The organism is Streptomyces sp. GSL17-111 (assembly GCF_037911585.1).
Taxonomy (GTDB): domain Bacteria; phylum Actinomycetota; class Actinomycetes; order Streptomycetales; family Streptomycetaceae; genus Streptomyces.
Genome location: NZ_JBAJNS010000001.1, coordinates 1,926,331 through 1,953,090 on the forward strand (window position 1 = coordinate 1,926,331; position 26,760 = coordinate 1,953,090).

Genomic DNA, 26,760 nt, shown 5'->3' on the forward strand with positions numbered 1-26,760 from the left:
CGCCTCAGCCGAGGCCGAGCAGGCCCTGGAGGCCCTGGACGACGGGCGCGGCGGCGCCGAGGGCGGCGACGGCGCTGCCGCCGACCGTCAGCAGCTCCAGGAGCCGGGCGAGCCGCCCGCGTTCGGCCTCGCCGGTGCGCTCCAGCTCCGCCAGCCCGGCGTCGGCCTCGGCGACGCCGTCCGCATCGGCGGCCAGCAGCGGCAGCTGTTCGCGCAGCCGCGCCACGTCGGCGAGGAGCTGTGGCCCGGCCGCCAGGACCTGGTGCCCGGTCTGTCCGCCGGTGGAGACGGTCGAGCCCTGCGGGTTGGTGACGACCTGCGCGTGGTCGCCGCTCTGGGCGGTGCCGCCGCTCATCGACCCGATGTACATGCCGCCACTGACGCTGATGCCGTTCTGCGGCTGCTCCGTGGTCATGTGCCGCTCCCTCGTACGGCCTTGGCCGCCTCGATGATCACCTGCGCGCGGTCGCCCGTCTGTGCCGTTCCGCCGCTCATCTTCCCGATGAACATGCCGTTGCCGGAGACCTGCACGATCTGCTGCTGGAACTCGTCGGTCTGGTATCCGGCCGACCGGAGGGCGTCCCGCACCCCGCTGGCGATCCGGTCCTGCACTGTCTGGATGTAGCGGTTGACGTCCATCTCCTGGAACAGCGAGACGGTGGCGGTGGCGCCCCGTTCGCGCACGGAGAGGCGGGGCCCCTCGGCCGGGCCCTGCTGCGGCCGGCTCATCCACCGGCGGCAGGCGGCCAGCACGACCGTACCGACGGTGCGCAGGCTCTCGAAGAGCGCCACGGGGGCGTTGAGGAGGGCGCGCACGTAGGAGCGGACGGGGTCGGTGCCCTCGGTCTCCGCCAGTTCGCCGATCTTCGCGTAGGACCGCCGCACCGGCGGCAGGACGTGCGGCGCCACCTCCAGCACGAGCATCCCGCCCTGGGTGTGGACGCGGACGAAGAGGGAGACGACGAGCTGCTCCTGCCAGGCCCCCACGCGGACCCGCAGGAAGTGCCGCCGCCACTCGCCGCCCTCGTTGACGGCGACGCGCCGGTGCTCGTCCAGGGCGGCGGCGTCCCGGCGCACGGCCTGCCGGGCGATGCCGCCGGGGAGGTAGACGAACTCGTCGAGCTCCAGCCCGCGCAGCCGGTCCCTGCTGTCGTCGGAGGCGGTGCGGCGCAGGTCGAGCAGGCGCGGCCCGATGACGTCGATGACCTCGCGGGCGGTGAGGCGGGCGGGCACGGCGTCGGCCGGCTCGTCCTCCCCCGACCCGGTGGCGGACGGCCCCTCCTCCCCCGGCTCCGTGGCGTCCGCCCGTTTGAGCTCCAGCGCGACCGTCCACGGGTTGTACGGCACGCCCGCGCCGACGAAGGGTCCCGAGGGGTCGTAGACGGTGAGCGGCGAGTGCTGCTCCGCCGTGACCGCCGCCTCGATCGCGGGGTACCGCCCGTACGCGGGCAGGTGGGGTTCGGGCGCGGTGCGGAACGCGTCCCGGTCGAGTTCGGTGCGCACGATGCCCGCCTGCCACCACCGCAGCGCCCAGCGCGGCACGGCCACGGCCAGCGGCAGCAGGACGACGAGGAACAACGCCGGGGCGCCGCCCGCGAGGGGCACGACGAGGAGCAGGACGAGGCTGAGGGCGACCAACAGGACGCCGCAGATCCGAAGGCGGCTCGCCGGGAGCCCGGACGTCTGCCGGGCCAGGAAGAGCAGCAGCCCGGCGAGGCCGAAGAGCAGCGTCCAGCCGCCGCCGAACAGCGACAGCGCCGGGTCGGACGTGGTGCCGCCGAGGGCGAGGTTGAGGACGAGGAAGCACAGCCACAGGGCGATGACCGCCAGGGCCGCCCGCAGCTCCACGGCGCGGGCGCGCAGGGCGTGGGAGAGGACGGAGACGACGTCGACCCCGAGGGAGGGCGCCACGGGCCGGTGTTCGTGGTCGACGAGTTCGGTGATGACGGCGGTGCGGAAGGCGTGGTCGAGGTGGACGCCGCCGCAGAGCAGTCGGGTGGCCTCCGTCCGCACGAACCGGCGCGTGTCGTGCGGGCCGTGGGGCGGCCGGTGATCGGGCGGGACGGACGCGTCGGGCCGATCGTTCGAAGCGGGCTGGGGCGACGTGGCCTGCTGCGGAATGTTCATGGTGCTCCCAGGGACTGGGCGGGCGGTGAATTTAACCCGTCCGGCCGTCTGTGGCAGCGGCGCACAGGGGTGCGAGGCGGGGCGCGCGGAGGCGCACGAACCCGCCGCCCGTGCGCCGGAACGCGCCGGGTCGCCGTCGCGGACGGTGCTACCGGTCCGGAAGCCGGCAGCCGGGGCGCGTGAGGGCGAGGACGTTGCCGTCCGAGAAGCAGCGGACGAGCCCGTACGTCTGCTGGCCGTAGTTGACGCCGCGCCGGGCGGTGACGCGGCCGCCGGGGGCGACCTCGCAGGGGTTGTGCACCAGGCACAGCCCGCCCTCGTCGTTGCCCGTGCTGTTGACGCCGACGACGCGGCCGGTGGCGCTGTCCACGACGGGGGCGCCGGACGTGCCGCCGACGGTGGCGCACGCGCGGGTGTAGCGGAGGGAGTCCGTCATGGCCCAGCGGCCCTCGCGCAGCACCGGGACGAAGCCGTCGATCGCGCACCGGTAGACGTGCTTCCAGTAGCCCGACGGGATCTCGATGGCGGTGCCGACGGCGGGCCGGCGGGCGTCCAGGGTGCGCGGGACGCTGCCGAAGCGGTCGCCGATCTCGGCGTAGCTGGACCTCAGCCGGTACACCGCGACATCGGTCCCGGTGACCGTGGCGTACGTCAGGCGGGCGGCGCGCAGGGTGCCCAGCGGGTCGCCCTCGACGTCCAGCAGGGTGAAGCCGCGCCCGGACGGCTCGTCGGTGCGCACCTCCCCCGGCTCCGGCACCGCGTCCTCGAGGCAGTGACCGTTCGTCAGGACGAGCGCCGGATCGGCGGGCCGGGAGCGCGGCAGGCGGACCAGCGCGCCGGAGCAGTTGCTGAGGGCGACGGTGTCGGCCAGGCCACCGGGCCCGGCCGGAGCGGACCCGTCCGCCGGTCCGCCGGCCCCCGGGGGCCCGGCGGCCACCGCCGCCGAGGCGGGAGCCGGCCCGAGGGCGGCGCCCACGCCGAACAGCAGCGCGGCGGCGGCCGTGGCGCAGCGGCCGGGGCGGCGCCGGACGGGCGGGCGGGCCGCAGGGGGGCGCTCCGCCCGTCCCCGCCGCGTCTGTGCGGACCGCCTCATCGCCCCACTCCCGTGCACCTCGGCTCCTGGTAACGGGAACGGGGCAGGCGCCCCCGGGTTACGGTCCGCGCCCGACCGCTGGGCCGAACCGGTGACGTCGGCGGCGGCGACGCCGGGGCCGGACCCGCGAGTAGGCTGCCGGGATGACGGATGACCGGCTCAGCGCGCTGCGGAACGAGGTCGTCGACCACCGGTTCAAGGGGCTGCCCCCGGACGCCGAGGGGCTGACGGTGGCGGAACTGGCGGCGCAGCGGCGGAACCTGTTCGGCGGCGGCTTCACCACTCCCGTCCTCGCGCTGTCCGCCGAGGCGCTGGAGCACAACCTGGCGGCCCTCGCGCACTACACCGGGCGCCACGGGCTGGCCTTCGCGCCGCACGGCAAGACGTCGATGGCGCCGCAGCTCTTCGCCCGGCAGATCGAACGCGGCGCGTGGGGCATCACCGTCGCGACGGTGCCGCAGGCGCGGGTCTGCCGCGCGTTCGGCGTGCGGCGGGTGTTCCTGGCGAACGAGCTGGTGGACGCGGCCGGGCTGCGCTGGGTGGCCGGGGAGCTGGCGGCCGACGCGGGGTTCCGCTTCGTCTGCTACGTCGACTCGGTGCGGGGCGTGGAGCTCATGGACGCCGCCCTGCGCGCGGTGGACGCCGCCTCGCCGGTGGACGTCGTCGTGGAGCTCGGGGCCGGGGACGGGGCGCGCACCGGCGTGCGCCGGGAGGCCGAGGGCGTCGCCGTGGCCCGGGCCGTGGCGGCGACGCCGTGCCTGCGGCTCGTCGGCGTCGCGGGGTACGAGGGCGAGGTGCCCGAGCCGTCCGTCGAGCGGGTGACGGCGTGGATGCGGCGGCTGACGTCGCTCGCGCTGTACCTGGACGGCATGGGGCTGTTCGAGGGGCTGGACGAGATCGTCGTCAGCGCGGGCGGCAGCGCGTGGTTCGACGCGGTGACCGACGTCTACGAGGAGTTCGGCTCACCGCTGTCGGCGCCGGTGCTGAAGCTGCTGCGGTCGGGCGCGTACGTCTCGCACGACGACCGGCACTACCGGGCCCTCACGCCGTTCAACCGGGTGCCGCAGGAGGGCGGGCTGCGGGCGGCGTTCACGCTGTGGGCCCAGGTCGTCTCGCGCCCCGAGCCGGGTCAGGCGTTCCTCAACGCGGGCAAGCGCGACGCGCCCGTCGATCTCGGGCTGCCGCGCCCGCTCCGGGTCCGCGACGCGCTGACCGGCGCCGAGCGTCCGGCCGAGGGGCTGACGGTGACCGCGCTGTCGGACCAGCACGCGTGGCTGCGCGTGGAGCAGGACTCCGGACCGGAGGTCGGCGACTGGGTGGGGCTCGGCCTCTCGCACCCCTGCACGGTCTTCGACAAGTGGCAGCTCATCCCGCTGGTGACCGACGACGGCACCGTCACGGACTACGTCCGCACGTTCTTCTGACCGCTCACGCGTGCTGGTAGGCGACGAGCGAGATCCCCACGTAGTGGGCGATGAAGGCGGCGAGTGTCAGGGTGTGGAAGACCTCGTGGAAGCCGAACCAGCGCGGTGAGGGGTTCGGCCGCTTGATGCCGTAGATGATGCCGCCCGCGCTGTAGAGGAGGCCGCCGACGACGACGAGCACCAGCACCGTGATGCCGCCGGCTCGGAGGAAGTCGGGCAGGAAGAAGACGGCCGCCCAGCCCATGGCGATGTAGCAGGGGGTGTAGAGCCAGCGCGGGGCGCCGACCCACAGCACCCGGAACGCTATGCCGAGGGCCGCCGCCGCCCACACGCCCCACAGCAGCAGGTCGCCCCGGGCCCCGTCGAGCAGCAGGATCGTCAGCGGCGTGTAGGTGCCGGCGATGATCAGGAAGATGTTGGCGTGGTCGAGGCGGCGCAGGAGGGCTCCGACGCGCGGGCTCCAGTCGCCCCGGTGGTAGAGGGCGCTGACGCCGAAGAGGAGGCAGGCGGTCAGGGTGTAGACGCCGCAGGCGACACGGCCCCGGGTGGAGTCGGCGAGCGCGGTGAGGAAGATGCCGGAGACCATGACGGCCGGGAACATCGCGGCGTGCAGCCAGCCGCGCAGCCGGGGCTTGAGGGGCGGGGCGGCCTGCGCCGCGGGGGGCGGCGCGCCACCGGGGTCGAGGTCCGCCGGGGGATCGACGGGCGCCGCCGGGGGGCCGGTCGGCACGCTCGACGCCGCCCCCGGTCCGGGGGTGGCGGGCGGTGCGTCCGGCGCGGGGTCGGGCGCGGAGTACGACGCGGGTTCGGGCGCGGCGGCAGTCATGACCGTCAGCGTACCCACGGCGGCCCAGGTGAAGGAGTGGGGTTTACCCCCTGGATTTCAGGTGTACCCCGCACAACCCGATGAGTGGCGATGCTCACCTGTGGGCCCTCTGGACACATACGAGCGAGAGAGCCATGATCAGATGAGCGTGGTCGACACCGGATGAGCATCGCCGCAGCGTCCGGGTCGCAGCCCCCACGGGGCCGAAGCACAGCAACGCACATAACCGCACATACCGCCCCCGGGCGGACACAAAACCCTCTCACCCTCAGGAGCGATTGTGGCGCGCAGTACTGCGGCTCCCACCCAAGCCCCCACCCAGCACCGCGAACTGGCGCGCTGGGTCGACGAGATCGCCGCCCTGACCCAGCCGGACCGCGTCGTGTGGTGCGACGGTTCGGAGGCCGAGTACGAGCGCCTGTGCGAGGAGCTCGTCGAGAAGGGCACCTTCACCCAACTGGACCCGGTCAAGCGCCCCAACTCCTACTACGCCGCCTCCGACCCGCGCGACGTCGCCCGCGTGGAGTCCCGCACCTTCATCTGCTCCACGAAGGAGGAGGACGCGGGCCCCACGAACAACTGGATGGCCCCGGCCGAGATGCGCGAGATCTTCGCGGGGGAACAGGGCATCTTCCGCGGCTCGATGCGCGGCCGCACGATGTACGTCGTCCCGTTCTGCATGGGCCCGCTCGGCTCCCCGCTCTCCGCCATCGGCGTCGAGATCACCGACTCCGCCTACGTGGCCGTCTCCATGCGCACCATGACGCGCATGGGGCAGGAGGTGCTCGACCAGCTCGGCACGGACGGCTTCTTCGTCAAGGCCGTGCACACCCTCGGCGCCCCGCTGGCCGAGGGCGAGCAGGACGTGCCGTGGCCGTGCAACGACGACAAGTGGATCTCCCACTTCCCCGAGGACCGCGAGATCTGGTCCTTCGGCTCCGGCTACGGCGGCAACGCCCTGCTGGGCAAGAAGTGCTACGCGCTGCGCATCGCGTCGGTGATGGCGCGGGACGAGGGCTGGCTGGCCGAGCACATGCTCGTGCTCAAGCTCACCCCGCCGCGCGGCGAGTCGAAGTACATCGCCGCCGCCTTCCCCTCGGCCTGCGGCAAGACCAACCTCGCCATGCTGGAGCCGACGCTCCCGGGCTGGACGGTCGAGACCATCGGTGACGACATCGCCTGGATGCGCTTCGGCGAGGACGGCCGGCTGTACGCCATCAACCCGGAGGCCGGCTTCTTCGGCGTCGCCCCCGGCACCGGCGAGCACACCAACGCCAACGCGATGAAGACGCTGTGGGGCAACACCGTCTTCACCAACGTCGCCCTCACCGACGACGGCGACGTCTGGTGGGAGGGCATGACGGAGGAGCCCCCGGCCCACCTGACGGACTGGAAGGGCAACGCCTGGACGCCCGCCTCGCAGACGCCCGCCGCGCACCCGAACGCGCGGTTCGCCGTCCCGGCCGCCCAGTGCCCGACGATCGCCCCGGAGTGGGAGGACCCGAAGGGCGTGCCGATCTCGGCGATCCTCTTCGGCGGCCGCCGCGCTTCGGCGGTGCCGCTGGTGACGGAGTCCCGCGACTGGCAGCACGGTGTCTTCCTCGGCGCGAACGTGGCGTCCGAGAAGACGGCGGCGGCCGAGGGCAAGGTCGGCGAGCTGCGCCGCGACCCGTTCGCGATGCTGCCCTTCTGCGGCTACAACATGGGCGACTACATGGCCCACTGGATCAAGGTCGGCCAGAACGCGCCCGACCCGGCCAAGCTGCCGAGGATCTACTACGTCAACTGGTTCCGCAAGAAGGACGAGGGCGCCTTCGTGTGGCCGGGCTTCGGTGAGAACAGCCGGGTCCTGAAGTGGATCGTGGGCCGGCTGAACGGCGAGGCCGAGGGCGTCGAGACGCCGATCGGCACGGTTCCGGCGCAGGGCTCGATCGACACCGAGGGGCTGGACCTGTCCTCGGCGGACCTGGACTTCCTGCTCACCGTGGACAAGGACGTCTGGCGCGAGGAGGCGGCGCTGGTGCCCGAGCACCTGAACACCTTCGGCGACCACACGCCGAAGGAGCTGTGGGACGAGTACCGCTCGCTGGTCGAGCGGCTGGGCTGACGTCGCGGCCGGGCGGCGTCCCGGCACGGCGGCACCACGACGGAGGGGCCCGGACCACGCGTGACGTGGTCCGGGCCCCTCCGCCTCCGGCCGAGGTGCTCCGCAGGCGTCCGGCTCACAGCCCCAGCGCGGCGGCGTGCGCCTCCATACGCGCGGCGGCGATCGCCTCACCGGGGACGTCCTCCCGCGCGGTGGCGACGACCAGCGCGTTGCCGGCGAGGGTGTGCGCCCGGCGGTGCAGGGCCTCGACGTGCCCGGCCCCCGCGTCGGGGGAGGTCGGCTCGGCGCGCAGCGGGGCCGCGCCCCGGAGCCGGGCGACCTGGGTGGCCAGCCGGTGCGCGGCGGTGTCCAGCTCCGGATCCGGTTCCAGGACGCGCAGCTCGTCGGTGACGGTGAGCAGGGCGGTCAGGTGCCCGGCGAGCCGGATGTCCAGCTCCTCCTCGCGCGAGCGGTGCGGATAGCCGTCCGCCGCCGCGCGCTGCTCGGCGACGGAGTGGGCGGAGGGTCCGCGATGCGTGCGGCTGGGTTCGTACATGGGTGGCCTCCTGCGTGCTTCAGAAGGCCATCGTAACTTGGACTCTGTCTAAAGTTGTAGTCGATGCATGATGCACGGGGTGCGCGGGGTGTACGGGGCCGCTCGGACGTCAGGGCTGGCTGTAGCCGTCCAGGAACGAGCCGATGCGCTTGACGGCGTCCGCGAGCTGCCGCGCGGCGGGGAGCGTGACGATCCGGAAGTGGTCCGGCTCGGGCCAGTTGAACCCGGTGCCGTGCACGATCATGATCTTCTCCGAGCGCAGCAGGTCCAGCACCATCTGCCGGTCGTCCTTGATCTTGTAGACCTTCGGATCCAGCCGGGGGAACGCGTACAGCGCGCCCTTCGGCTTCACGCACGTCACGCCCGGGATCTGCGTCAGCAGGTCGTAGGCGACGTCCCGCTGTTCGCGCAGCCGGCCGCCCGGCAGCACCAGGTCGTTGATCGACTGGTGACCGCCCAGCGCCGTCGCCACCGCGTACTGGGCGGGCATGTTGGCGCACAGCCGCATGTTGGCCAGGATCGTCAGGCCCTCGATGTAGTTCTGGGCGTGCGCCTTCGGCCCGCACACCGCGAGCCAGCCGCTGCGGTAGCCCGCCACCCGGTAGGACTTCGACAGGCCGTTGAACGTCAGCGTCAGCAGGTCGGGCGCGACGGCCGCCGTCGAGGTGTGCACGGCGCCGTCGTAGAGGATCTTGTCGTAGATCTCGTCCGAGCAGACGACCAGCCGGTGCCGGCGGGCGATCTCCGTGAGGCCGCGCAGCATCTCCTCGCTGTACACGGCGCCCGTCGGGTTGTTCGGGTTGATGATCACCAGCGCCTTCGTGCGGTCGGTGATCTTGCGCTCGATGTCCGCGAGGTCCGGCATCCAGTCGGACTGCTCGTCACAGCGGTAGTGCACGGCCGTGCCGCCGGACAGCGACACGGACGCCGTCCACAGCGGGTAGTCGGGCGCCGGGACCAGCACCTCGTCGCCGTCGTCCAGCAGCGCCTGCATCGCCATCTGGATCAGCTCGGAGACGCCGTTGCCGAGGTAGACGTCCTCCACGGAGAGCTGGATGCCCTGGGTCTGGTAATGCTGCATCACCGCGCGGCGGGCGGCGAGGAGCCCCTTCGCGTCCCCGTAGCCGTGGGCACTGCCCACGTTGCGGAGCATGTCCTCCAGGATCTCCGGCGGGCACTCGAAACCGAAGACCGCCGGGTTGCCCGTGTTGAGCTTGAGGATGCGGTGCCCCGCTGCCTCCAGCCGCATCGCCTCCTCGAGCACCGGACCCCGGATCTCGTAGCAGACGTTGGCGAGCTTCGTGGACTGGATCACCTGCATGTCCGTCACGATACGGGCGACGGCGCGACGGCGCGTTATGTTTTTCACCACGATGGCCGACACGGCCCCGCTGACCTGCGCGGATGCCCTCAGGAGCGCAGCTGGTCGGCCAGCACCGCCGGGTCGGCCGTCGGCGCCGCGCAGGTGAAGTGACGGCAGACGTAGGCCGCCGGACGTCCCTCCAGCAGGCCGCGGTCCGCCAGCAGCGCGGGCACCGCGCCCCCCGGCTCCCCCACCGCGACGGCCGCGCCCGGCGCCGGGGCGAGCAGGGCCTCGCGGTGCAGCGCGGCCGTGGCCGGGTCGCCCTCGGGGCCGACGACGGCCACCTCGCGCGGGCCGTCCAGTGCCGCCTCCGCCACCGCCAGGCCCCACCCGATGAAGCGCGGCGCCCGGCCGCCCAGCGCCCGCACCACGCCGAGCGCCCGCTCGGCGGCCTCCCGGTGCCGGGCACTGCCGGTGTAGGCGGCATACGTCAGCAGCGCGCCGGCCGCCGCCGTCCAGCCGGAGGGCGTGGCGCCGTCCGTCGGGTCCTGCGGGCGGCGGATGAGGGCCTCGGCGTCGTCGGCGGTGTCGTAGAGCGCGCCGTCGGGGGCGGTGAACCGGGCCAGCACGGTGTCCAGCAGCAGCCCGGACAGCTCCAGCCAGGCGGTCTCGCCCGTCACGGCGTACAGCGCGTGGAATCCCTCGGCGGTGCAGGCGTAGTCCTCGAGCACGCCCTCGCTCGGGCCCGCGACCCCGTCCCGCGAGGTGCGGGCCAGCCGCAGCTCGCCCGCGCGCTGCGTCGTGTGGACGGCGACGAGGAGGTCCCCGGCGGCGGCCGCGGCGTTCACCAGGTCGGGGCGCTCGAAGTAGGCGCCGGTCTCGGCGAGGGCGGCGACGGCCAGCCCGTTCCACGCGGCGACCACCTTGTCGTCCCGGCCCGGCCGGGGACGCCGCTCCCGCGCGGCCAGCAGGCGTTCCCGGACGCCCGCCACGCGGTCGCCGTCGACCGGGCCCGCGGCGTCGGGCAGTTGGAGGACGGAGGCGCCCTCCTCGAAGGTGCCCTCGGGCGTCACCCCGAAGTACCTCTCGGCCAGCTCGGCGTCGTCCTCCCCCAGGACGGCGCGCAGCTCGTCGGGCGTCCAGACGTAGAAGGCGCCCTCCCGGTGGGGGCCGTCGGGATCGGCCGGATCGGCACTGTCGGCGTCCAGCGCGGAAGCGAACCCGCCCTGCGGCGTGCGCAGTTCGCGGGCAAGGAAGTCGGCCGTCTCCAGCGCCACGCGCCGCGCCAGCTCCGAGCCGGTCGCCCGCCACAGATGGGCGTAGACGCGACACAGCAGCGCGTTGTCGTACAGCATCTTCTCGAAATGCGGAACCACCCATTCCGCATCGACCGCGTAGCGGGCGAACCCCCCGCCCAGCTGGTCGTAGATCCCGCCCCTGGCCATCGCCTCGCAGGTGGCCCGCACCATCTCCAGCGCCCCGTCGGCACCCGTCCGGGCGTGGTGCCGCAGCAGGAACTCCAGCACCATCGACGGCGGGAACTTCGGCGCCCCGCCGAAACCGCCGTGCCGCGCGTCGAAGTCCCGCGTCAGCCCCAGCAGGGCGTCGGCCAGCTCGGGCTCCCCCGGCGCGCCGGGGGCGTCCGCGCCGTACCCGATCGTGCGGCCCGCAAGCTCCGTCCTGATCCGCCCGGCGACCTCGTCCACCTCACCGCGCCGCCCGGACCAGGCGTCCTGCACGCCCTCCAGCACCTGCCGGAAGGACGGCATCCCGGCGCGCGGCGCGGGCGGGAAGTAGGTGCCGAAGTAGAAGGGCTCGGCGCCGGGCGTGAGGAAGACCGTCATGGGCCAGCCGCCCTGCCCGGTGGCCGCCTGCACGGCCTCCATGTAGACGGCGTCCACGTCCGGGCGTTCCTCGCGGTCCACCTTGACACTGACGAAGTGCTCGTTCAGGTACGCGGCCGTCTCGTCGTCCTCGAACGACTCGTGCGCCATGACGTGGCACCAGTGGCAGGCGGAGTACCCGACCGACAGCAGAACGGGCACATCGCGCCGTTTCGCTTCCTCGAACGCCTCGGGTCCCCACGGCCACCAGTCGACCGGGTTGTCGGCATGCTGAAGCAGATAAGGCGAGGTCACACCAGCCAACCGGTTCATGCGCCCCAGCCTCTCACAGCGTCCGCCCCCGCCCCGGAGGCCGAACGCGCACCCCTCCACGGTCCGCACGGCACGGCACGCGGCCCGTGCTCCGCCGGAAGCCGGGCACCCCGGGCCCCCCGGACAGTAGTCTGGGCCCGGCAGCGCCGGAACCGTGGAAGCCCCTCGAAGGAGGCACACCATGAGCGCCGAGATGGTGGCGCCCGCGTGGATGCATTCGCAGATCAGCGCGGAGCAGTACGACTCCTGGCCCGTAGAGCAGTGCGCCGGTATCGAGATCGTGGACGGAATGATCGTCGCGACCCCGAGCGCCTCCAAGCGGCACAACCGGCTGGCCCGCATCCTGGCCAACGCCCTGGACGCCGCCGCAGGCCCGGACTGGAATGCCGACACGGACTTCGACGTCCGCCTGGAGGATGTCCCGCTCACCAACCGCCGTCCGGACGTCACCGTGTACCGGGCGGAGACCATCGACTTCACACCCACCCGCCCCGAGCACGTGCTCCTGGTCGTCGAGGTCGTGTCCCCGGGGTCAGAGACCACCGACCGGATCGTGAAGGTGGACCAGTACGCCAAAGCCGGCATCCCCTTCTACTGGCGCATCGAGCAGTCCGCCACCGGCGTTCCGATCGTCTACACCTACGTCCTCGACCCAGCCAACAGGGCCTACCGGGACGGCGAGGTGTTCACCGGCACCGTGAAGGCCACCGCGCCATTCCCTGTCACGGCCGACCTTGGGACCCTGTGAGCGACGAGGAATCGCCCGCGCCCTCGGCGCCTCCGACGTCCTGTGCGCCAGGACATGTCCGCGCCCCGGGGTCAAGGCCCGCCTTCTGGCAATACCCCAGGGCAGGACTACCTGGTCGTGTCATTCACTGGCACCAGTGGCAGACGGAGTAGCCGACGGACAGCAGCACCGGCACGTCGCGCCGCCGCGCCTCCTCGAACGCCCCGTCTTCCCACGACCACCAGTCGACCGGGTTGTCGGCGTGCTGGAGCAGGTAGGCGCGTCTCCGCGCGGACGCGTTCGCTGTCCTGTCGCACCCGCTGTACCACGGGTCCGCTCTTGCACTCGCACGGCAAGTCACCAACCGGGCAGGCGACGCTTCCGCACGTTGAAGCGACAGAAGACAGGAGGCTGACACTGGCGAAAATCTACAGCAGTCAGAGTAGACATCGACTTCGGCAGGAGTTAGGTTTCCTCTCGTAGCCCAGATGTCGAAGGGCGCGGCAGAGACGAACTGCCGTGCAAGCAAGCGAACGCAGGGACGGTCCGGTAGCGGAGCGGCGGAGCCGATCTGGTGGGTTCCTCCGCTGGCTGCCGGACCGGGCGACCCCAGGGGCCGCACAGCAGTACCGTGTCACCTGCCAGTACAGATGGATTGATCGAAGGAGCAAGGAGCAGGCACCATCAGGATCGCCCGGGCGCGGACGGTGTCCTCCCGGGTACCGCAGACCCCGGATTGGAAGGTGGTCCTCGGTCACGCAACCGCGATCCCCGCAGTCCCGTCCGCACGGCTGGACCTGCGGAACAAGAAGACCGGTGCAGTCAGCCGGTAGATGGTGTTGAAAGCTCGGGGCCCGGGCGCCGACTGGCGCCCGGGCCCCTCGACGCGTCCCCGGAAGAAGAGGTCTATGCCCCCTCGCAGTGCCCGTCCCGCCGACAAGTTCGACGGCGAAGACTATCCCGCCTACACCATGGGCCGGGCCGCCGAGATGCTCGGCGCCACGCCCGCATTCCTGCGCGCCCTGGGCGAGCACCGCCTGATCACTCCGCTGCGCTCCGAAGGCGGCCACCGCCGCTACTCCCGCTACCAGCTGCGCATTGCAGGACGGGCCCGTGAACTCGTCGATGCGGGCACGCCCATCGAGGCCGCCTGCCGCATCATCATCCTTGAGGATCAGGTTGAGGAAGCTCAGCGCATCAACGAAGAGCTCCGCAGCCAGTCGAAACTCCCGGCCTGATCGGGCAGGGAGTTCCTGGCCGCTCCCGACAGCGCCCCACTGTGGGTCTCCGACGCAGTGGCCAGCGAGTCGGAATTCCTGTTGCCTTTCCTGCAATGGTGCCGCCGTCGCAGGTTCACGGAAAGTAGTCGCTGGTGCGCGTGCAGTTCATGCGGAACTTCCTTGACACGGCTCGCATGAAGGAACGCCGGTAGCGATGAACGGCACGGGGGCAAGAACTGGCCGAACAGAACACGGAAGAAAAGCTGATCGCGTACCGTGCGGCTGGGGCCCGCACCCCGAAGGGTGCGGGCCCCAGCCGCACGTATGTGTCAGTCGCGTCAGGCGGGAACGATGTTCTCGGCCATCGGGCCCTTCTGACCCTGCGCGATGTCGAAGTTCACCTGCTGGCCTTCGAGTAGTTCGCGGAAGCCCTGGGTGGCGATGTTCGAGTAGTGGGCGAACACGTCAGCGCCGCCACCCTCCTGCTCGATGAAACCGAAGCCCTTTTCCGAGTTGAACCACTTCACGGTACCAGTATTCATGTCATTCTCCTTCGGGGCAGTGCACCGACATCCGCACCGTGCGGGTGTCGTGTCGCCGCAATGATTACCCCGACCAGAAAAGACGGGACTCGCCAGGGCCCTTTCGGCGGCGCAGAGTCCGACGGAAGTGCCCTGAAGTTTTGGAAAACCACAACTGCAACTGAGATGGAACAGTAGCACGGCGAAGCGGTTCGTGTTCGCCGAGTAGCGCTACTCCGACCGCCGGGAAAACAAGTCTGCACGCATACCCGGTCAAATACTGAATCCGCTGTAACAGATATTGAGTCGGCCCGAGCCCAGCGTTCCAGGAAGATCGTGCACTTCACCGTGTCGAACGGGCGGATGCCGCGGTTGCCCACTTAGAAGCCATCTCATTTGGTGAGTCGGCGGTAGCAGATGAGAGTGCAGGCGATGCTGGTGAAGGCGAGGAAGTGGTCGGCTTTGCGTTCGTAGCGTCGGTGTAGGCGGCGGCAGCCGGCGAGCCAGGCCATGGTGCGTTCGACGGTCCAGCGGTGGCGGCCCAGCCGTTGCGAGGACTCGATTCCCTTGCGGGCGATGCGGTGGGTGATGCCGCGCTGGCGTAACCATCGCCGCAGGTGGACGTAGTCGTAGCCCTTGTCGGCGTGGAGTTTGGCGGGCTTGCGCCGCCGGGGTCCGCGGCGTGAGCGGATCGGCGGGATGCCCTTGACGAGCGGGATCAGGGCCTGGCTGTCGTGCAGGTTGGCCCCGGAGATGCCGATGGATATGGGCAGACCGGACCGTTCCGTGATCAGATGGATCTTCGAGCCGTACTTGCCCCGGTCGACAGGATTCGGACCTGTCAGGTCCCCCTTTTCAGGGCGCGCATGTTCACCGAGTCGATCGCGCACCGTGACCAGTCCAGCTCGCCGCGGGCACCGAGTTCGTCGAGGACCAGGCGGTGGAGCTTGGCCCACACTCTGGCCTTCGACCACTCCGAAAACCGCCGGTGGGCGGTCGCTCCGGACGGGCCGAACGACGCCGAAGGCAACTGCTGCCAGGTACAACCCGACGTGGCCACGAAGACGATCGCGGCCAGCACCTCCCGGTCGCCGTGCCGACGCCGACCACCGCCCTGCGGCCGCGACGGCGCCTCCGGCACCACCCGCTGGAACAACTCCCACAACTCGTCCGGCACCAGCCGCTCAACGATCCCCACCATGACTCACAGAGTAGCGAGTCGCCCAAATGAGATGGCCTCTTACTGGTCCGGATCGGACGGCACCGAAACCGGCTGTGGCGCCGGTACGGCCGAAAGAGCTGAACCGGTACCGGGAATCAGACGGCGACGAGCTCCGGCTCGCGGTCCGGCGTCTTGACCCTGGGCTTCTTGTTCGGCAGCGAGAGCCGGATGACCTTGCGCCACGCGGAGAACACCTGCTTGGGCAGCGGCCCGGTGACGTACTCCAGCTCGTACTTCTCGAACAACGCGCGCACCTCCACCGCGACCTCGGCGTACCGGTTGCTCGGCAGGTCAGGGAACAGGTGATGCTCGATCTGGTGCGACAGATTGCCGGTCATGAAGTGCATGGCCTTGCTGCCGCTGATGTTCGCCGAGCCCATCATCTGGCGCAGGTACCACTGGCCGCGCGTCTCGCCCCTGATCGACCGACGCTCGAAGACCTGCACGCCCTCGGGGAAGTGCCCGCACATGATCACCGAGTGGGACCAGATGTTGCGGACCACGTTCGCGGTGAACGTGGCGGCGAGTGTGGTGAGGAATGACGGTCCCGACAGCAGCGGGTGGACCACGTAGTCCTTGAGCACCTGCTTGCGGATCTTGCGACCCACGGCCTTGGCCCGCGCGCGGAACTCCGGGTTCTTGCGGCGGCGCTTGTGGAGGTTCTTGCCGAGCTCCAGGTCGTACGCGGCGATGCCGTACTCGAAGAAGCAGGCGTTGAGGAAGTTCCACAGCGGCTGGCCGAGGTGGAAGGGGTGCCACTTCTGGTCCTCGTCGACGCGCATGATGCCGTAGCCGAGGTCGTTGTCCTTGCCGAGCACGTTGGTGTACCTGTGGTGCAGCTCGTTGTGCGAGTGCTTCCACTGCTCGGGCGGCGAGACATGGTCCCAGTCCCACGTGGTGGAGTGGATCTTCGGGTCCCGCATCCAGTCCCACTGGCCGTGCAGGACGTTGTGGCCGATCTCCATGTTGTCCATGATCTTCGCCACGGACAGACCGGCGGTGCCGATGAGCCACGCGGGCGGAAAGATCGAGAACAGCAGCACGCCCCTGCTGACCAGCTCAAGCTTGCGCTGCGCCGAGATGACCTTGCGAATGTAGGCGGCGTCCTTCTCGCCGCGGTCGGCGATCACTGCGTCGCGGATCGCGTCCAGCTCGCGGCCAAGCTCCTCGATCTGCTCCGCGGTCAGGTGGGCGGTGGGGTCGATGGCAGTCAAATTACTCCTACCGTTCGATGTCGCAGGCGCCCGCGGCGGCGGACACGCAGGTCTGAATGAGGACGCCCGGCTCGGCCTCGGTGATCCCGCCGGTGCGCAGGTCGCGGACGGCGCCGGCCTTGAGCGGCGTGACGCAGCCGAAGCAGATGCCCATGCGGCACCCGGAGGGCATGAGCACGCCGGCCTCCTCACCGATGTCCAGCAACGGCGTGGCGCCGTCCGCGCTGACGGTCTTGCCGGTGGTGCTGAACGTGACCACGCCGCCGTCGCCGGGGACGACGATGCTGGGGCGGAAACGTTCGGTGTGCAGGCGTTCTTGCACGCCGTGCTCGCTCCAGTGCTCTTCGGCGGCATCGAGCAGACCCGCGGGCCCGCAGGCCCAGGTCTCGCGCTCGGCCCAGTCGGGCACGAGTTCGTCGAGACGGGCGATGTCGAGCATGCCGTCGGTGTCGGTGTGCACCTCGGTCAGACACAGCTTCTTCTCAGCGACCAGGTCGTGCAGTTCGTCGCGGAAGATCACGTCTTGCGGCTGTGGCGCGCAGTGGATCATGACGACGTCGTCGAGCCCGGTGTCGCGCAGCATGCCCATCACCGGCGTGATGCCGCTGCCGGCCGTCAGGTAGAGCACCTTGGCGGGCTTGGCCTCCGGCAGCACGAAGTCACCGGCTGCCTGGTCGAGCTGGACCAGCGTGCCGCGTTTGGCCCTGCGAACCAGGTAATTGCTGACCTTGCCGTCCGGAATCGCCTTCACCGTGATCGTGACGCGGCCGTCCTGGCGGTTCGTCGGCGAGGTGAGCGAGTAGGCACGCCACAGGCGCACCCCGTCGACGTCGACCCCGATCCGCACGTACTGACCGGCTGTGTGGCCGCGCCACCCACGTCCCGGCCTGATCACGACGGTCACGGCGTCGTCCGTCTCGGGATGCACGGCCTCGATGCGCCCACGCAGGTCGGCGCCCGCGCGCAGCGGACTGACCAGGTCGAGGTAGTCCGACGGCAACACCGGCGTCGTGACCATCTCCAACAGTTTCCACGCCCTGCTGCGCAGGGCTGCACTCGTCATGGCTCCAGCTTGCTGCGCTTCAGGGGGTAAAGTCCTGTCCGCAGGACGTGAATCTGGCCCGCTGAACTGTTCGTAAAAGACAAAAACATGAGCCATGCAACCCGGCGGGCCAGCGAGCTGGCCCTGGATGAGACTACGGTCACCGCACTGCGGGCCGCGCTGAAGACCACCGCCGACGAGGTCGTCCAGGCGATCATCGACGAGGTCCCTCCCTACGCCAACGCCCTCTCGGGCCGTATGGGCGGCACCATCCGCCGAGCCGTCCGCACCGCTCTGGGGCATTACCTGGACCTCGCGAGCGGCAACGCCACGGGCGGCGACGCAGGCGACGCCGCCTACGAGCTGGGCCGCGGCGAGGTGCGCGACGGCCGTTCGATGGACGCGCTGCTCAGCGCCTACCGCGTCGGCGCCCGCGTGGCCTGGCGATGCCTGGCAGCGGGTGCCGTGCCCGCAGGTCTGCCCGCCGCCGAGGTCGCCAAGTTCGCCGAGCTGACCTTCGCCTACATCGACGAGCTCTCCGCCGCGAGCGCTGCGGGCCACGCCGACGAACTGGCCGCCCAGGGCCGGGCTCACGAGCGCCACCTTGAACACCTGGCCCGCGACCTCCTCGCCGACGCGGGTTCGGACGTGCTGCGTGCCTCTGCGCTGCGGGCGGGATGGCAGCCTCCGGTGTCGCTGACCGCGGTCCTGCTGCCCGCCGCCCGGGCCCGTCCCGCCTACCGCACGCTCGACCCGAACACCCTCGTCCTCGACGATCTGCCGGACGCCCTGGGCGTGCTCCTCGTCCCCGATGCCGACCGATCACATCTCCTGAGACAGATGAAGAACCGCACCGCCGTGGTCGGCCCGGCCCGGCCATGGACTCGTGCGTCCGCCTCGTACGCACGAGCCGTACGCGCGCGCTCTCTCTCCTCGAGGATTCGCGACACCGAGGACCACCTGCCCGAGCTGATCCTGAGCGCCGACGTGGACGCCTTTGTGGACCTGCGTGCCCGGGCCCTCGCACCGTTGCAGACCTTGCCTGCCGCGACCGCGCGGCGGCTGGAGGAAACGTTGCGGGAGTGGCTGCTGCACCAGGGCAGGCGGAAGGACATGGCAGCGGCGTTGTTCGTCCATCCCCAGACCGTCCGGTACCGCATGGCGCAGCTGCGAGAACTGTTTCCGGATCTCACGTCACCGCACCGGGTCCTTGAACTGACCCTTGCGGTCGGTCTTCGGGCCAGTGAGCGCGATCCCGCCCACGACCGCGTCCGCGAAGAGCGCTGAGGCTCCGCTCGGATCGTGGATTCGTGACACCCGACCCATGGCTATCGCTGAACCGGCTCGGCGATCGCGGTGACGGCTTCTCCGCGCCCCGGCGCATCAGGGCGCCCCCGCTCGCGCCGGGGCGTGGGGTGTCGCGCCGGGGCGGGAAGCGGAAGACTCGGGGGTCACGTTCGAGGGAGAGGTGCGTATGGCGGGGGTTGTGGTCACGCGACTGAGTGAGGCTCACCGCGCGGAGGCCGAGCGCGTACTGGCCCGTGCGGTGGACGAGGAGGTGCGGCGCAGCGGCGGCAAGGTCGACGGCGAGGTGCTGCTGGCCCGGGGCCGTGCCGCGCTCGACGAGATCGCCGGGCGGGCCGGCGAGGAGTACGCCGCGTTCGCCCGGGCGTTGGACGCGGCGGGGCCCGGGCGGCTGGGCGAGCGGTTCTCCGGGGCGGCGCTCGGGCCGGTCGCCGGGGCGGTCGTGGTCGCCTCGGTGGCGATCATGCTGTGGGACCGGGAGTACGGCTCGGGCGAGGCGCTGGGCGCGGCCCTGCTGGTGGCCGTGGCGGGCGTGGTGGGGGCGCTGGCGTGGATCGTGGGCGCCCACCTGTGGGCCGCCCAGTCCGGTGCGGGCGCACGGCACCAGCCCGGCGGCGTCGAGCAGTTGCGGCTCGCCTGGCTGACGGCGCTGGAGCTGCGCGGCGTGCGGCCGTACCTGGAGCAGCAGCGGGCCACCGTGCCGAGGGCGCGCTCCCCCCGCACCGAGCGGCGCGGGGGCGGCCAGCCCCGGCTGCGGGGCACGGACCGCAGTGCGGCGGCCCGGCGGCGGAACGTGCTGGTCCAGTCCTTCAGTCAGCTGCCCGCTCCGGCCCTGCCGTTCACCGGGCGCCGGGCGGAGCTGGAGCGCGTCGGGCAGTGGGTGCGTCAGGCGCGGACGGCCACGGAGACGCGGCCGACCGTCGTCGTCCTGCATGGGCCGCCCGGCTCGGGGCGCACGGCGCTGGCGGTGCACGCGGCGCACGCGCTGCGCGACGAGTTCCGCGGCGCGTGCCTGGTGGATCTGCGCGGCGACGGCAGCACGCCGCTCAGCACCCGCGACGCGCTGCTCCACCTGCTCAACCGGCTGGGCGCGCCCCGGGAGCAGCTGCTGTTCCGCGGCACCTCCGGACGGGAGCGGCCCGCGCAGGAGCAGCAGGTGCGGCGCCTCACGGAGCTGTACCACAAGCACCTGGAGGATCTGCCGGTCACGGTGGTGCTGGACGACGCGACGGACGCCGCGCAGGTGGCCGCGCTCGTGCCGCAGGGGTCCGACAGCCTGGTCGTGGTCACCACCGCAGGGCCGCTGGAGCTGCCCCCGGAGCTGACGGCCCGGGTGCACCACCTGGAGCTGGGCGGGCTCGACGCGTCCGGGGCGGAGGAGCTGCTGAGCGCCGTCGCGGCGGGTAGCGACGGCGGGGCCTCGGCGCCGCCGTACGACGCCGCCGGGTACGACGAGCTGACCGCCCGGTGCGGCGGGCTGCCCTTCGCGCTGCGGCTGGCGGGCTCCGCACTCGCCGAGGGCGGGAACGCGGCGGGCGGGGACGCGGGGGCGCTCGCCCGGCGGCTCGCCGCGCAGGGTCCGGACGACGCGGCGGACCCTGCGGGGCGCGTCCTGGCGCTGCGGTACGCCGACCAGTCCGACGCCGCCCGCACGCTGCTGCGCCGCCTCGCCCTCGCCGGGCGGGCCAGCCTCGGCGCGGCGGCGGCCGCCGCGCTGCTGGGCACCGACGAACACGCCGCCGGGCGCGAGCTGGCGGCACTGGCGGAGGCCGGGCTGATCCAGCACGTGCGCGGTGAGCGGTACCGACTGCACGGTCTGGTCCGCCGCTTCGCGCTGGCCCGGCTGCGCGACGAGGAGGAGACCGGGGAGCGGGCCGCCGCGCAGGAGCGGCTGCTGCGGTCGTACGCGGAGCTGGCCGACACCGTCATCCGCATGGTGGACGGCAAGACGTCCACCCGCGCCACCGGGCACTTCGGCGGGCACGGCTTCGCCTCGCTGGACGCCGCCCTGCGCTGGCTGGACGACGAGTCCAGCTTCATCACGGCCGCGCTGCGGCACGCCGACCCGGCGGTCGACCAGTCGGCCGTGCTGCACCTGCTCGGCGCCCTGTGCGACTACTGCCTGCTGCGCGGCGACCTCTACCGGCTGGGCGAGCTGAGCGACCTCACCGAGGCCGTCGACCAGGGCCTGCTGACGCGGTCCGTGCAGTGGCGCACCGGCATCGCCGCCCGGCAGCTCGGCGAGCTGGACCGCTCGCACACCACGCTGACGTCGGTCGTCAGCCTGTACCTGGAGGCCGACCACGCCGCCGGGGCCGCCCGGACCCTGCGCGAGCTGGGCATCACGCTGCACCACCAGGGGAAGCTCGCGGAGGCCGCGGCGAAGCTCGGGGAGGCGCTGGAGCTCCAGACGGGCGAGGCCCTGCGCGGCGACCGGGCCTGGACGCTGCACGCCCTCGCCGCCGTCGCACGCGACCGGGGGCGCCTGCGGGAGGCGCTCGGGCTGCTGCGGGAGGCGCTGGAGGGCCACCGGCACAGCGAGAGCGTCCACGGGCAGGCGTGGGCGCACTTCCAGCTCGGCCAGACCCTGCTGCGCACCGGGGACGTGGGGGGCGCCGAGGCCGAGCTCCAGCGCGCGTTGGAGGAGTACCGGCGCACCCAGGACGGTCGTGGCGAGGCGTGGGCCCTGACCGAGCTGGCGCGCGCCCGGCTCTACGCCGGGGAGGCGGGTGAGGCGGTCGAGGAGCTGCACGGCGCGCTGGTGCGGCACCGCGAGGGCGAGGACCCCCGGGGCGCCGCCTGGACCCGCTACTACCTGGGGCTCGCCCTGGAGGAGAGCGGCAACCGGGACGGCGCGGTGCAGGAACTGGAGCGGGCCCGCGCAAGCTTCAGCCGGATGCGGGACGCCTACGGGCTGGCCTGCGCCCGGCACCACCTGGGCCGGGTGACCCGTGACCAGCGGGCGGCCACGACGTCGGGGTCACTGCGCAACTCCGGCTTCGCGCGGCAGCTCCTCCAGGACGCCCGCAGCGACTTCCAGCGGGTCGGCGTCCCGCACGGTCAGGCGTGGTCCTGCCTGGAGCTCGCGGTCATCGACGCGGGCAACGGCCGGCTGACGCAGGCCCTGGAGCTGACGGACGAGGCGCTGGCCCTGTTCACGGCCGGATACGGCGAGCCGGAGGGCGGCGCTTCCCCCGACCGGCGCGGCGGTGACTGGGCCCGGTTCCTGCGCTGCACGCTGCTGCCGTTCGCCTCGCCGGGCGGCTCGGTCGTCGGCACGGCGGTGGCCCAGCAGGAGCTGGCCGACCTGGTGGCCGACGGCCACCGGGACCGTGATCCCGTCCTCGCGGACTGCGCGGAGGCCTACGCCCTGATGCTGGAGCGCGGCATCGAGCTGGAGGAGGGCTGGCGGGTGTGGCAGCTGGGCATGGTGCCCTCCCGCGCCGCCCGCGACACGATGGGCGTCGCGGCGCCCTGACGCGCCGGACCGTCCCGGCCGCCGGTCCGCGGACGCGGATCGGCGGGCGGGCGCGTCACTTCTTCGGTTCGGTCTCTTCGGGGAAGTCGACCCGGCCCATGTGGCGGTTCAGGGACTTCATCAGGAACCACACCCCCAGCCCCATCACGGCGAACACGATGAAGCCGAGGACGCCGGGCGTCACCTTGTTCTCGTCCAGCTCCTGCGCGAGGGTCACCAGATCGGCGGCGGCGGGCGAGGTCAGCAGGGCCTGCGTAGCACTCATGGGCTCAATTGTCGCGGATGCCCGCGAAGAGGTCGCTCTCGGGGAGGGTCGTATCGACGAGAGACTTCGCCAGCTCGTACTCCTCCGTCGGCCAGACCTCCCGCTGGACCTCCATCGGGACGCGGAACCAGCCGCCGTCGGGGTCGATCTGGGTGGCGTGGGCGATCAGGGCCTTGTCGCGGACCTCGAAGAAGTCGCCGCAGGGGACGAACGTCGTGATGTCGCGCTCCGCCTTCTGGAACTCGTCCCACCGCTTGAGCCACTCCCCGTAGGGCGAGTCCAGACCGCGCTCCAGCATCGCGTCGTGCAGCGTCTGGGTGCGGCGGCGGTTGAAGCCCTGGTTGTAGTAGAGCTTCAGCGGCCGCCAGGCGGGGCCGGTCTCCGGGTAGCGGTCCGGGTCGGCGGCGGCGTCGAAGGCGACCATCGAGATCTTGTGGGTCATGATGTGGTCGGGGTGGGGGTAGCCGCCGTTCTCGTCGTACGTGGTGATCACGTGCGGGCGGAAGGAGCGGATGAGCTTCACCAGCGCGCCCGCCGCCTCGTCGACGTCCTGGAGGGCGAAGCAGCCCTCGGGGAGCGGCGGCAGCGGGTCGCCCTCCGGCAACCCGGAGTCGACGAAGCCCAGCCACGCCTGCTTGACGCCCAGGATCTCGCGGGCCTCGTCCATCTCCTTGCGGCGGACCTCGTGGATGTTCGCCTCGATGTAGGCGTCACCCTGGAGCTTGGGGTTGAGGATGGAACCGCGCTCACCGCCCGTGCAGGTCGCGACCAGCACGTCCACCCCCTCGGACACGTACATCGCCATGGTGGCCGCACCCTTGCTCGACTCGTCGTCGGGGTGGGCGTGCACGGCCATCAGTCGCAGCTGCTCGGTCAAGGCTCTTCGATCCTCGTTCACTGGTGAAGGAACACGGCTTCTATAGTGACTGACACAGCACCCCGTTCTATTCCTCATTCTCCCGGACGTGACATGACGCAGCCCCCCGCCGGCCGGTACGGCCGCCCCACCGGCGACGACGCCCAGCGGGACCGCCGGCTGCGGAGGGCGGGGCTGGTGCTGGGCGTCGCGTTCACCGCGCTGCTCGGCTGGATCGGCGTCTCCTACATCACCACGGCGGGCACGGTCAGCGGCGAGCTGATCAAGTCCCGCCCGGTGTCGGACACCGAGGTGCAGGTGCACCTGGAGGTCCGCAAGGACGACGGCGTCACCGGGGTCTGCTCGCTGCGCGCGCTCTCGGTCGACCGGGGCGAGGTCGGCCGGGCCGACTTCACCTTCGAGGCGGGTGAGAGCCGCATCGACCGGGTAGTCACCCTGGAGACGACCGGGCGCGCCTACGCGGCCGAGCTGGTGGGTTGCAAGGAGGCGACGGGCTGACCGCCGGTCGCCGCCGGGTCGTCTGAGCCCGGCCGACGGAAGCGTTCGCTGTGAGTGAGACCGTCGGCACCCACGGCCGTCACACCTTCCGTTTTCCCCGGAAATTGTTATGGTCGATGTTTCGCCCGCCCGGTCAGGCATGTCTTCCGGGCAGGGCGTTGCTTGTTTTCCGAGATCCCCCGAGTACCTGCAAGGAGCACCTGTGACCCAGACCAGCGACAACGTCACCTGGCTGACTCAGGCGGCGTACGACCAGCTCAAGGCCGAGCTGGAGCACCTGTCGGGTCCGGCTCGCCTGGAGATCTCCCGGAAGATCGAGGCGGCCCGCGAGGAGGGTGACCTGCGTGAGAACGGCGGCTACCACGCCGCCAAGGAGGAGCAGGGCAAGCAGGAGCTGCGCATCCGCCAGCTCACCCAGCTGCTGGAGAACGCCAAGGTCGGCGAGACCCCTCCGGACGACGGCGTCGTCGAGCCCGGCATGGTGGTGACGATCGCCTTCGACGGTGACGCGGACGACACGCTCACCTTCCTGCTGGCCTCCCGCGAGTACGCGAGCTCGGACATCGAGACGTACTCCCCGCAGTCGCCGCTCGGCCAGGGCGTGAACGGCAAGAAGGTCGGTGACGAGGCGGACTACGAGCTGCCCAACGGCAATCTGGCGATGGTGAAGATCCTGGAGGCCAAGCCCTACCAGGGCTGAGCCCGGACCGCCGCACGGCGAAGCCCCCGCCTCCCCCGGGCGTACCGGAGGGGGCGGGGGCTTCGCCGTGCCCGGCCGCCGCGCTGCGGGCGCGGTGGCCGGCCGGTCGGCCGGTCGATCGGCCGGGACGTCAGCCGGTGGCGGAGCGGTACTTGCGGACCGCCAGCGTGCGGAAGACGACGATGATGAGGACCGACCACAGCACGGAGGCCAGGACCGGGTTCTGCATGGGCCAGGCGTCCGGCGCCTGGAACCCGGGCGGCAGGTTGCCGAACAGCTCGCGGGCGGCCTGCACCGTGGCGCTGAACGGGTTCCACTCGGCGACGGGCTGGAGCCAGCCGGGCATGTTCTGCGACGGCACGAAGGCGATCGAGACGAACGTCAGCGGGAACAGCCACACCAGGCCGCCGGAGGTCGCCGCCTCGGGGGTGCGCACGGACAGGCCGATGAGCGCGCCGATCCAGGTGAACGCGTAGCCGAGCAGGAGCAGCAGGCCGAACGCGCCGAGGGCCTTGAGGACGCCCTCGTTGACCCGCCAGCCGACGAGCAGGGCGACGACGGCCAGCACGAGGAGGGTGAGCGCCGTCTGGACGGCGTCGGCGATGCTCCGGCCGGTGAGGACGGCGCCGCGCGCCATCGGCAGGGAGCGGAAACGGTCGATGAGGCCCTTGTGCATGTCCTCGGCGATGCCCGCGCCCGCGCCCGCCGTGGCGAACGTGACCGTCTGCGCGAAGATGCCGGCCATGAGGAACGAGCGGTAGTCCTCCGGGTCGGTCCCGGCTCCGGGGATGCTGATGGAGCCGCCGAAGACGTAGCTGAACAGCACGACGAACATGACGGGCTGGAAGAGTCCGAAGATGATCACTTCGGGGATCCGCAGCATGCGGATGAGATTCCGGCGGGCGACGATCAGCGAGTCCGAGAAGGACTGGGCGATTCCGCCGCGGGCCTTGGGTGCCACGGGCCGCCGCGGGGCCCCGGGCGCGTCGACGGTGCTCAACTCTGTTCCTCCGGGCGGGTCGTGTCGGTGGCGGCCTTCGTGTCCGCCTTCGTGTCGGCGTCGGCGTCGGTGTCGCCCCGCTCGGCCGCGTGGCCGGTGAGGGAGATGAAGACGTCGTCCAGGGTGGGGCGGCGCAGGCCGATGTCGTCGATCTCGATGCCCGCCCCGTCCAGGTCGCGGATGACCTCGGCGAGCAGCTTGGCCCCGCCGCTGACGGGGACGGTCAGCTTGCGGGTGTGCTGCTCGACGGCGACGTCCGCCGCCGCGCCCTTGACCGCGCCGTGTCCGGCGAGGATGCCCCGGGCGTCGGAGATGCGGTCGCGCTCGTGCACGACGACCTCGATGCGCTCACCGCCGGTGCGCTGCTTGAGCTGGTCGGACGTGCCGCGCGCGATGACCTTGCCGTGGTCGACGACGGCGATGTCGTCGGCGAGGCGGTCGGCCTCCTCCAGGTACTGCGTCGTCAGCAGCAGCGTCGTACCGCCCGCGACGAGCTCCTGGATGACGTCCCACAGGCCCTGCCGGTTGCGCGGGTCGAGGCCGGTGGTGGGCTCGTCCATGAACATCACCGGCGGGCTGACGACGAGCGCGGCGGCGAGGTCGAGCCGGCGGCGCATACCGCCGGAGTAGGTCTTGGCGGGGCGGTCGGCGGCGTCGGCCAGGTTGAACCGCTCCAGCAGCTCGACCGAGCGCCGCTTCGCGTCCCGTGCGGACATCTGGTAGAGCTGCCCGACCATCGTGAGGTTCTCCCGGCCGGTCAGGTACTCGTCGACGGCCGCGAACTGGCCGGAGAGGCCGATGGAACGGCGCACCTCGTTCGGATGCTTGAGGACGTCGACGCCCGCGACGACGGCGCGTCCGCTGTCCGGCCGCAGGAGGGTGGTCAGCACCCGCACGGTCGTCGTCTTGCCCGCGCCGTTGGGGCCGAGCAGACCGAGGACCGTGCCTTCGGGGACGTCGAGGTCGACGCCGTCCAGTGCCTTGACGTCGCCGAACGTCTTCACCAGACCTTCGGCGTAGATGGCGCCTGGCATGTTGTGGTTCTCCCGGAGTAGGGGGGTGAGTGTGTGGCTGCGTTGCTGTGGCGTGTGCCGTGCCGACTGTGCCGACTGTACGGGTG

23 protein-coding genes and 1 pseudogene are annotated in these 26,760 nt (G+C 71.9%); 8 read left to right on the plus strand and 16 right to left on the minus strand.

Going from position 1 to position 26,760, the window contains the following annotated elements; all coding sequences use genetic code 11:
- Nucleotides 1-4: 4 nt before the first annotated feature.
- From V6D49_RS08220 to V6D49_RS08230, 3 genes are all read right to left on the minus strand, one after another.
- On the minus strand, nucleotides 5-415 hold the full coding sequence (locus V6D49_RS08220; protein WP_340558433.1) for a hypothetical protein: 411 nt from the start codon (nucleotides 413-415) through the stop codon (nucleotides 5-7).
- Nucleotides 412-2,127: a hypothetical protein gene (locus V6D49_RS08225; RefSeq protein ID WP_340558434.1), complete on the minus strand. Its 1,716-nt coding sequence runs from the start codon at nucleotides 2,125-2,127 to the stop codon at nucleotides 412-414. Before V6D49_RS08225 ends, V6D49_RS08220 begins: the two co-directional genes overlap by 4 nt.
- 148 nt (nucleotides 2,128-2,275) lie before the next feature.
- Complete coding sequence (locus V6D49_RS08230) at nucleotides 2,276-3,220, minus strand: trypsin-like serine peptidase (protein ID WP_340558436.1); 945 nt, start codon at nucleotides 3,218-3,220, stop codon at nucleotides 2,276-2,278.
- 143 nt (nucleotides 3,221-3,363) lie between these two features.
- Here V6D49_RS08230 and V6D49_RS08235 point away from each other — a divergent pair, with 143 nt between their 5' ends.
- The gene (locus V6D49_RS08235; protein ID WP_340558437.1) at nucleotides 3,364-4,644 is read left to right on the plus strand and encodes an alanine racemase; all 1,281 of its coding nucleotides are present in this window, start codon (nucleotides 3,364-3,366) and stop codon (nucleotides 4,642-4,644) included.
- A gap of 4 nt (nucleotides 4,645-4,648) precedes the next feature.
- Here the strand turns inward: V6D49_RS08235 and trhA are convergent, their stop codons facing one another.
- Entirely contained in the window at nucleotides 4,649-5,470 is an 822-nt protein-coding gene (gene trhA / locus V6D49_RS08240; protein WP_340558438.1) for a PAQR family membrane homeostasis protein TrhA, read from the minus strand.
- 280 nt (nucleotides 5,471-5,750) lie between these two features.
- Here trhA and V6D49_RS08245 point away from each other — a divergent pair, with 280 nt between their 5' ends.
- The gene (locus tag V6D49_RS08245) at nucleotides 5,751-7,577 is read left to right on the plus strand and encodes a phosphoenolpyruvate carboxykinase (GTP) (RefSeq protein ID WP_340558440.1); all 1,827 of its coding nucleotides are present in this window, start codon (nucleotides 5,751-5,753) and stop codon (nucleotides 7,575-7,577) included.
- 115 nt (nucleotides 7,578-7,692) lie between these two features.
- Here the strand turns inward: V6D49_RS08245 and V6D49_RS08250 are convergent, their stop codons facing one another.
- The 3 genes from V6D49_RS08250 to V6D49_RS08260 form a co-directional block, all read right to left on the minus strand.
- Complete coding sequence (locus V6D49_RS08250) at nucleotides 7,693-8,112, minus strand: SCO4983 family protein (protein ID WP_340558442.1); 420 nt, start codon at nucleotides 8,110-8,112, stop codon at nucleotides 7,693-7,695.
- A gap of 109 nt (nucleotides 8,113-8,221) precedes the next feature.
- Nucleotides 8,222-9,433 carry a pyridoxal phosphate-dependent aminotransferase gene (locus V6D49_RS08255; protein ID WP_340558443.1) on the minus strand — a complete coding sequence of 404 codons (1,212 nt, stop codon included), beginning with the start codon at nucleotides 9,431-9,433 and terminating at the stop codon, nucleotides 8,222-8,224.
- Between the two features lie 89 nt (nucleotides 9,434-9,522).
- Complete coding sequence (locus V6D49_RS08260) at nucleotides 9,523-11,571, minus strand: thioredoxin domain-containing protein (RefSeq protein ID WP_340558444.1); 2,049 nt, start codon at nucleotides 11,569-11,571, stop codon at nucleotides 9,523-9,525.
- 181 nt (nucleotides 11,572-11,752) lie between these two features.
- Between V6D49_RS08260 and V6D49_RS08265 the strand changes: the two genes are divergently transcribed.
- The gene (locus tag V6D49_RS08265; protein ID WP_340558445.1) at nucleotides 11,753-12,319 is read left to right on the plus strand and encodes a Uma2 family endonuclease; all 567 of its coding nucleotides are present in this window, start codon (nucleotides 11,753-11,755) and stop codon (nucleotides 12,317-12,319) included.
- A 130-nt stretch (nucleotides 12,320-12,449) separates the two neighbouring features.
- On the opposite strand, the pseudogene V6D49_RS26190 reads toward V6D49_RS08265, so the two are convergent.
- Nucleotides 12,450-12,575: pseudogene (locus V6D49_RS26190) on the minus strand (DUF255 domain-containing protein); the annotation flags it as partial.
- Between the two features lie 631 nt (nucleotides 12,576-13,206).
- On the opposite strand from V6D49_RS26190, the gene V6D49_RS08275 reads away from it, so the two are divergent.
- Nucleotides 13,207-13,536 (plus strand): MerR family transcriptional regulator, encoded by a 330-nt coding sequence (locus tag V6D49_RS08275; protein WP_340558447.1) that lies wholly within the window; start codon nucleotides 13,207-13,209, stop codon nucleotides 13,534-13,536.
- 320 nt (nucleotides 13,537-13,856) lie between these two features.
- On the opposite strand, the gene V6D49_RS08280 is transcribed toward V6D49_RS08275, so the two are convergent.
- The 4 genes from V6D49_RS08280 to V6D49_RS08295 all read right to left on the minus strand — a co-directional run bounded on the left by V6D49_RS08280 (nucleotide 13,857) and on the right by V6D49_RS08295 (nucleotide 17,538).
- Nucleotides 13,857-14,060, minus strand: a complete 204-nt coding sequence (locus tag V6D49_RS08280) for a cold-shock protein (RefSeq protein ID WP_340558449.1) — start codon at nucleotides 14,058-14,060, stop codon at nucleotides 13,857-13,859.
- 371 nt (nucleotides 14,061-14,431) lie between these two features.
- A protein-coding gene (locus tag V6D49_RS08285) for an IS5 family transposase (RefSeq protein WP_445330487.1) occupies nucleotides 14,432-15,240 on the minus strand; the annotation gives its coding sequence in 2 pieces (ribosomal slippage) (nucleotides 14,432-14,892 and nucleotides 14,892-15,240; 810 coding nt in all).
- Between the two features lie 116 nt (nucleotides 15,241-15,356).
- Nucleotides 15,357-16,475 carry a fatty acid desaturase family protein gene (locus V6D49_RS08290; RefSeq protein ID WP_340558453.1) on the minus strand — a complete coding sequence of 373 codons (1,119 nt, stop codon included), beginning with the start codon at nucleotides 16,473-16,475 and terminating at the stop codon, nucleotides 15,357-15,359.
- 7 nt (nucleotides 16,476-16,482) lie between these two features.
- Nucleotides 16,483-17,538, minus strand: a complete 1,056-nt coding sequence (locus V6D49_RS08295; RefSeq protein WP_340558455.1) for a ferredoxin reductase — start codon at nucleotides 17,536-17,538, stop codon at nucleotides 16,483-16,485.
- A gap of 87 nt (nucleotides 17,539-17,625) precedes the next feature.
- Between V6D49_RS08295 and V6D49_RS08300 the strand changes: the two genes are divergently transcribed.
- Together V6D49_RS08300 and V6D49_RS08305 are read left to right on the plus strand one after the other, a co-directional pair.
- A complete protein-coding gene (locus tag V6D49_RS08300) occupies nucleotides 17,626-18,804 on the plus strand; it encodes a PucR family transcriptional regulator (protein WP_340558457.1) in 1,179 nt (392 codons plus the stop codon).
- Between the two features lie 187 nt (nucleotides 18,805-18,991).
- Entirely contained in the window at nucleotides 18,992-22,300 is a 3,309-nt protein-coding gene (locus tag V6D49_RS08305) for a tetratricopeptide repeat protein (protein ID WP_340558458.1), read from the plus strand.
- Nucleotides 22,301-22,355: 55 nt separating this feature from the next.
- Here V6D49_RS08305 and V6D49_RS08310 read toward each other — a convergent pair whose 3' ends face one another.
- Both V6D49_RS08310 and mca read right to left on the minus strand, forming a co-directional pair.
- Nucleotides 22,356-22,565, minus strand: a complete 210-nt coding sequence (locus tag V6D49_RS08310) for a hypothetical protein (RefSeq protein WP_340558460.1) — start codon at nucleotides 22,563-22,565, stop codon at nucleotides 22,356-22,358.
- Nucleotides 22,566-22,569: 4 nt separating this feature from the next.
- The gene (mca, locus tag V6D49_RS08315) at nucleotides 22,570-23,442 is read right to left on the minus strand and encodes a mycothiol conjugate amidase Mca (RefSeq protein ID WP_340558461.1); all 873 of its coding nucleotides are present in this window, start codon (nucleotides 23,440-23,442) and stop codon (nucleotides 22,570-22,572) included.
- Nucleotides 23,443-23,535: 93 nt separating this feature from the next.
- Between mca and V6D49_RS08320 the strand changes: the two genes are divergently transcribed.
- Both V6D49_RS08320 and greA read left to right on the plus strand, forming a co-directional pair.
- A complete protein-coding gene (locus V6D49_RS08320) occupies nucleotides 23,536-23,940 on the plus strand; it encodes a DUF4307 domain-containing protein (protein ID WP_340558463.1) in 405 nt (134 codons plus the stop codon).
- A 202-nt stretch (nucleotides 23,941-24,142) separates the two neighbouring features.
- The gene (greA, locus tag V6D49_RS08325; RefSeq protein ID WP_191210818.1) at nucleotides 24,143-24,640 is read left to right on the plus strand and encodes a transcription elongation factor GreA; all 498 of its coding nucleotides are present in this window, start codon (nucleotides 24,143-24,145) and stop codon (nucleotides 24,638-24,640) included.
- Between the two features lie 130 nt (nucleotides 24,641-24,770).
- Here greA and V6D49_RS08330 read toward each other — a convergent pair whose 3' ends face one another.
- The gene (locus V6D49_RS08330; RefSeq protein WP_445330488.1) at nucleotides 24,771-25,640 is read right to left on the minus strand and encodes an ABC transporter permease; all 870 of its coding nucleotides are present in this window, start codon (nucleotides 25,638-25,640) and stop codon (nucleotides 24,771-24,773) included.
- Nucleotides 25,637-26,674 carry an ATP-binding cassette domain-containing protein gene (locus tag V6D49_RS08335; RefSeq protein ID WP_340558465.1) on the minus strand — a complete coding sequence of 346 codons (1,038 nt, stop codon included), beginning with the start codon at nucleotides 26,672-26,674 and terminating at the stop codon, nucleotides 25,637-25,639. The genes V6D49_RS08330 and V6D49_RS08335 overlap by 4 nt, the downstream gene beginning before the upstream one ends.
- Nucleotides 26,675-26,760: the final 86 nt, after the last annotated feature.

What these genes read in the sequence shown, in the direction of transcription:
- V6D49_RS08250 (WP_340558442.1), bottom strand. Translation starts at nt 8,112, where the DNA reads ATGTACGAACCCAGCCGCACGCATCGCGGACCCTCCGCCCACTCCGTC.
- V6D49_RS08255 (WP_340558443.1), bottom strand. Translation starts at nt 9,433, where the DNA reads ATGCAGGTGATCCAGTCCACGAAGCTCGCCAACGTCTGCTACGAGATC.
- V6D49_RS08260 (WP_340558444.1), bottom strand. Translation starts at nt 11,571, where the DNA reads ATGAACCGGTTGGCTGGTGTGACCTCGCCTTATCTGCTTCAGCATGCC.
- V6D49_RS08265 (WP_340558445.1), top strand. Translation starts at nt 11,753, where the DNA reads ATGAGCGCCGAGATGGTGGCGCCCGCGTGGATGCATTCGCAGATCAGC.
- V6D49_RS08335 (WP_340558465.1), bottom strand. Translation starts at nt 26,674, where the DNA reads ATGCCAGGCGCCATCTACGCCGAAGGTCTGGTGAAGACGTTCGGCGAC.
- V6D49_RS08310 (WP_340558460.1), bottom strand. Translation starts at nt 22,565, where the DNA reads ATGAGTGCTACGCAGGCCCTGCTGACCTCGCCCGCCGCCGCCGATCTG.
- V6D49_RS08220 (WP_340558433.1), bottom strand. Translation starts at nt 415, where the DNA reads ATGACCACGGAGCAGCCGCAGAACGGCATCAGCGTCAGTGGCGGCATG.
- V6D49_RS08320 (WP_340558463.1), top strand. Translation starts at nt 23,536, where the DNA reads ATGACGCAGCCCCCCGCCGGCCGGTACGGCCGCCCCACCGGCGACGAC.
- V6D49_RS08300 (WP_340558457.1), top strand. Translation starts at nt 17,626, where the DNA reads ATGAGCCATGCAACCCGGCGGGCCAGCGAGCTGGCCCTGGATGAGACT.
- V6D49_RS08225 (WP_340558434.1), bottom strand. Translation starts at nt 2,127, where the DNA reads ATGAACATTCCGCAGCAGGCCACGTCGCCCCAGCCCGCTTCGAACGAT.
- V6D49_RS08275 (WP_340558447.1), top strand. Translation starts at nt 13,207, where the DNA reads ATGCCCCCTCGCAGTGCCCGTCCCGCCGACAAGTTCGACGGCGAAGAC.
- V6D49_RS08235 (WP_340558437.1), top strand. Translation starts at nt 3,364, where the DNA reads ATGACGGATGACCGGCTCAGCGCGCTGCGGAACGAGGTCGTCGACCAC.
- trhA (WP_340558438.1), bottom strand. Translation starts at nt 5,470, where the DNA reads ATGACTGCCGCCGCGCCCGAACCCGCGTCGTACTCCGCGCCCGACCCC.
- V6D49_RS08230 (WP_340558436.1), bottom strand. Translation starts at nt 3,220, where the DNA reads ATGAGGCGGTCCGCACAGACGCGGCGGGGACGGGCGGAGCGCCCCCCT.
- V6D49_RS08295 (WP_340558455.1), bottom strand. Translation starts at nt 17,538, where the DNA reads ATGACGAGTGCAGCCCTGCGCAGCAGGGCGTGGAAACTGTTGGAGATG.
- V6D49_RS08280 (WP_340558449.1), bottom strand. Translation starts at nt 14,060, where the DNA reads ATGAATACTGGTACCGTGAAGTGGTTCAACTCGGAAAAGGGCTTCGGT.
- V6D49_RS08305 (WP_340558458.1), top strand. Translation starts at nt 18,992, where the DNA reads ATGGCGGGGGTTGTGGTCACGCGACTGAGTGAGGCTCACCGCGCGGAG.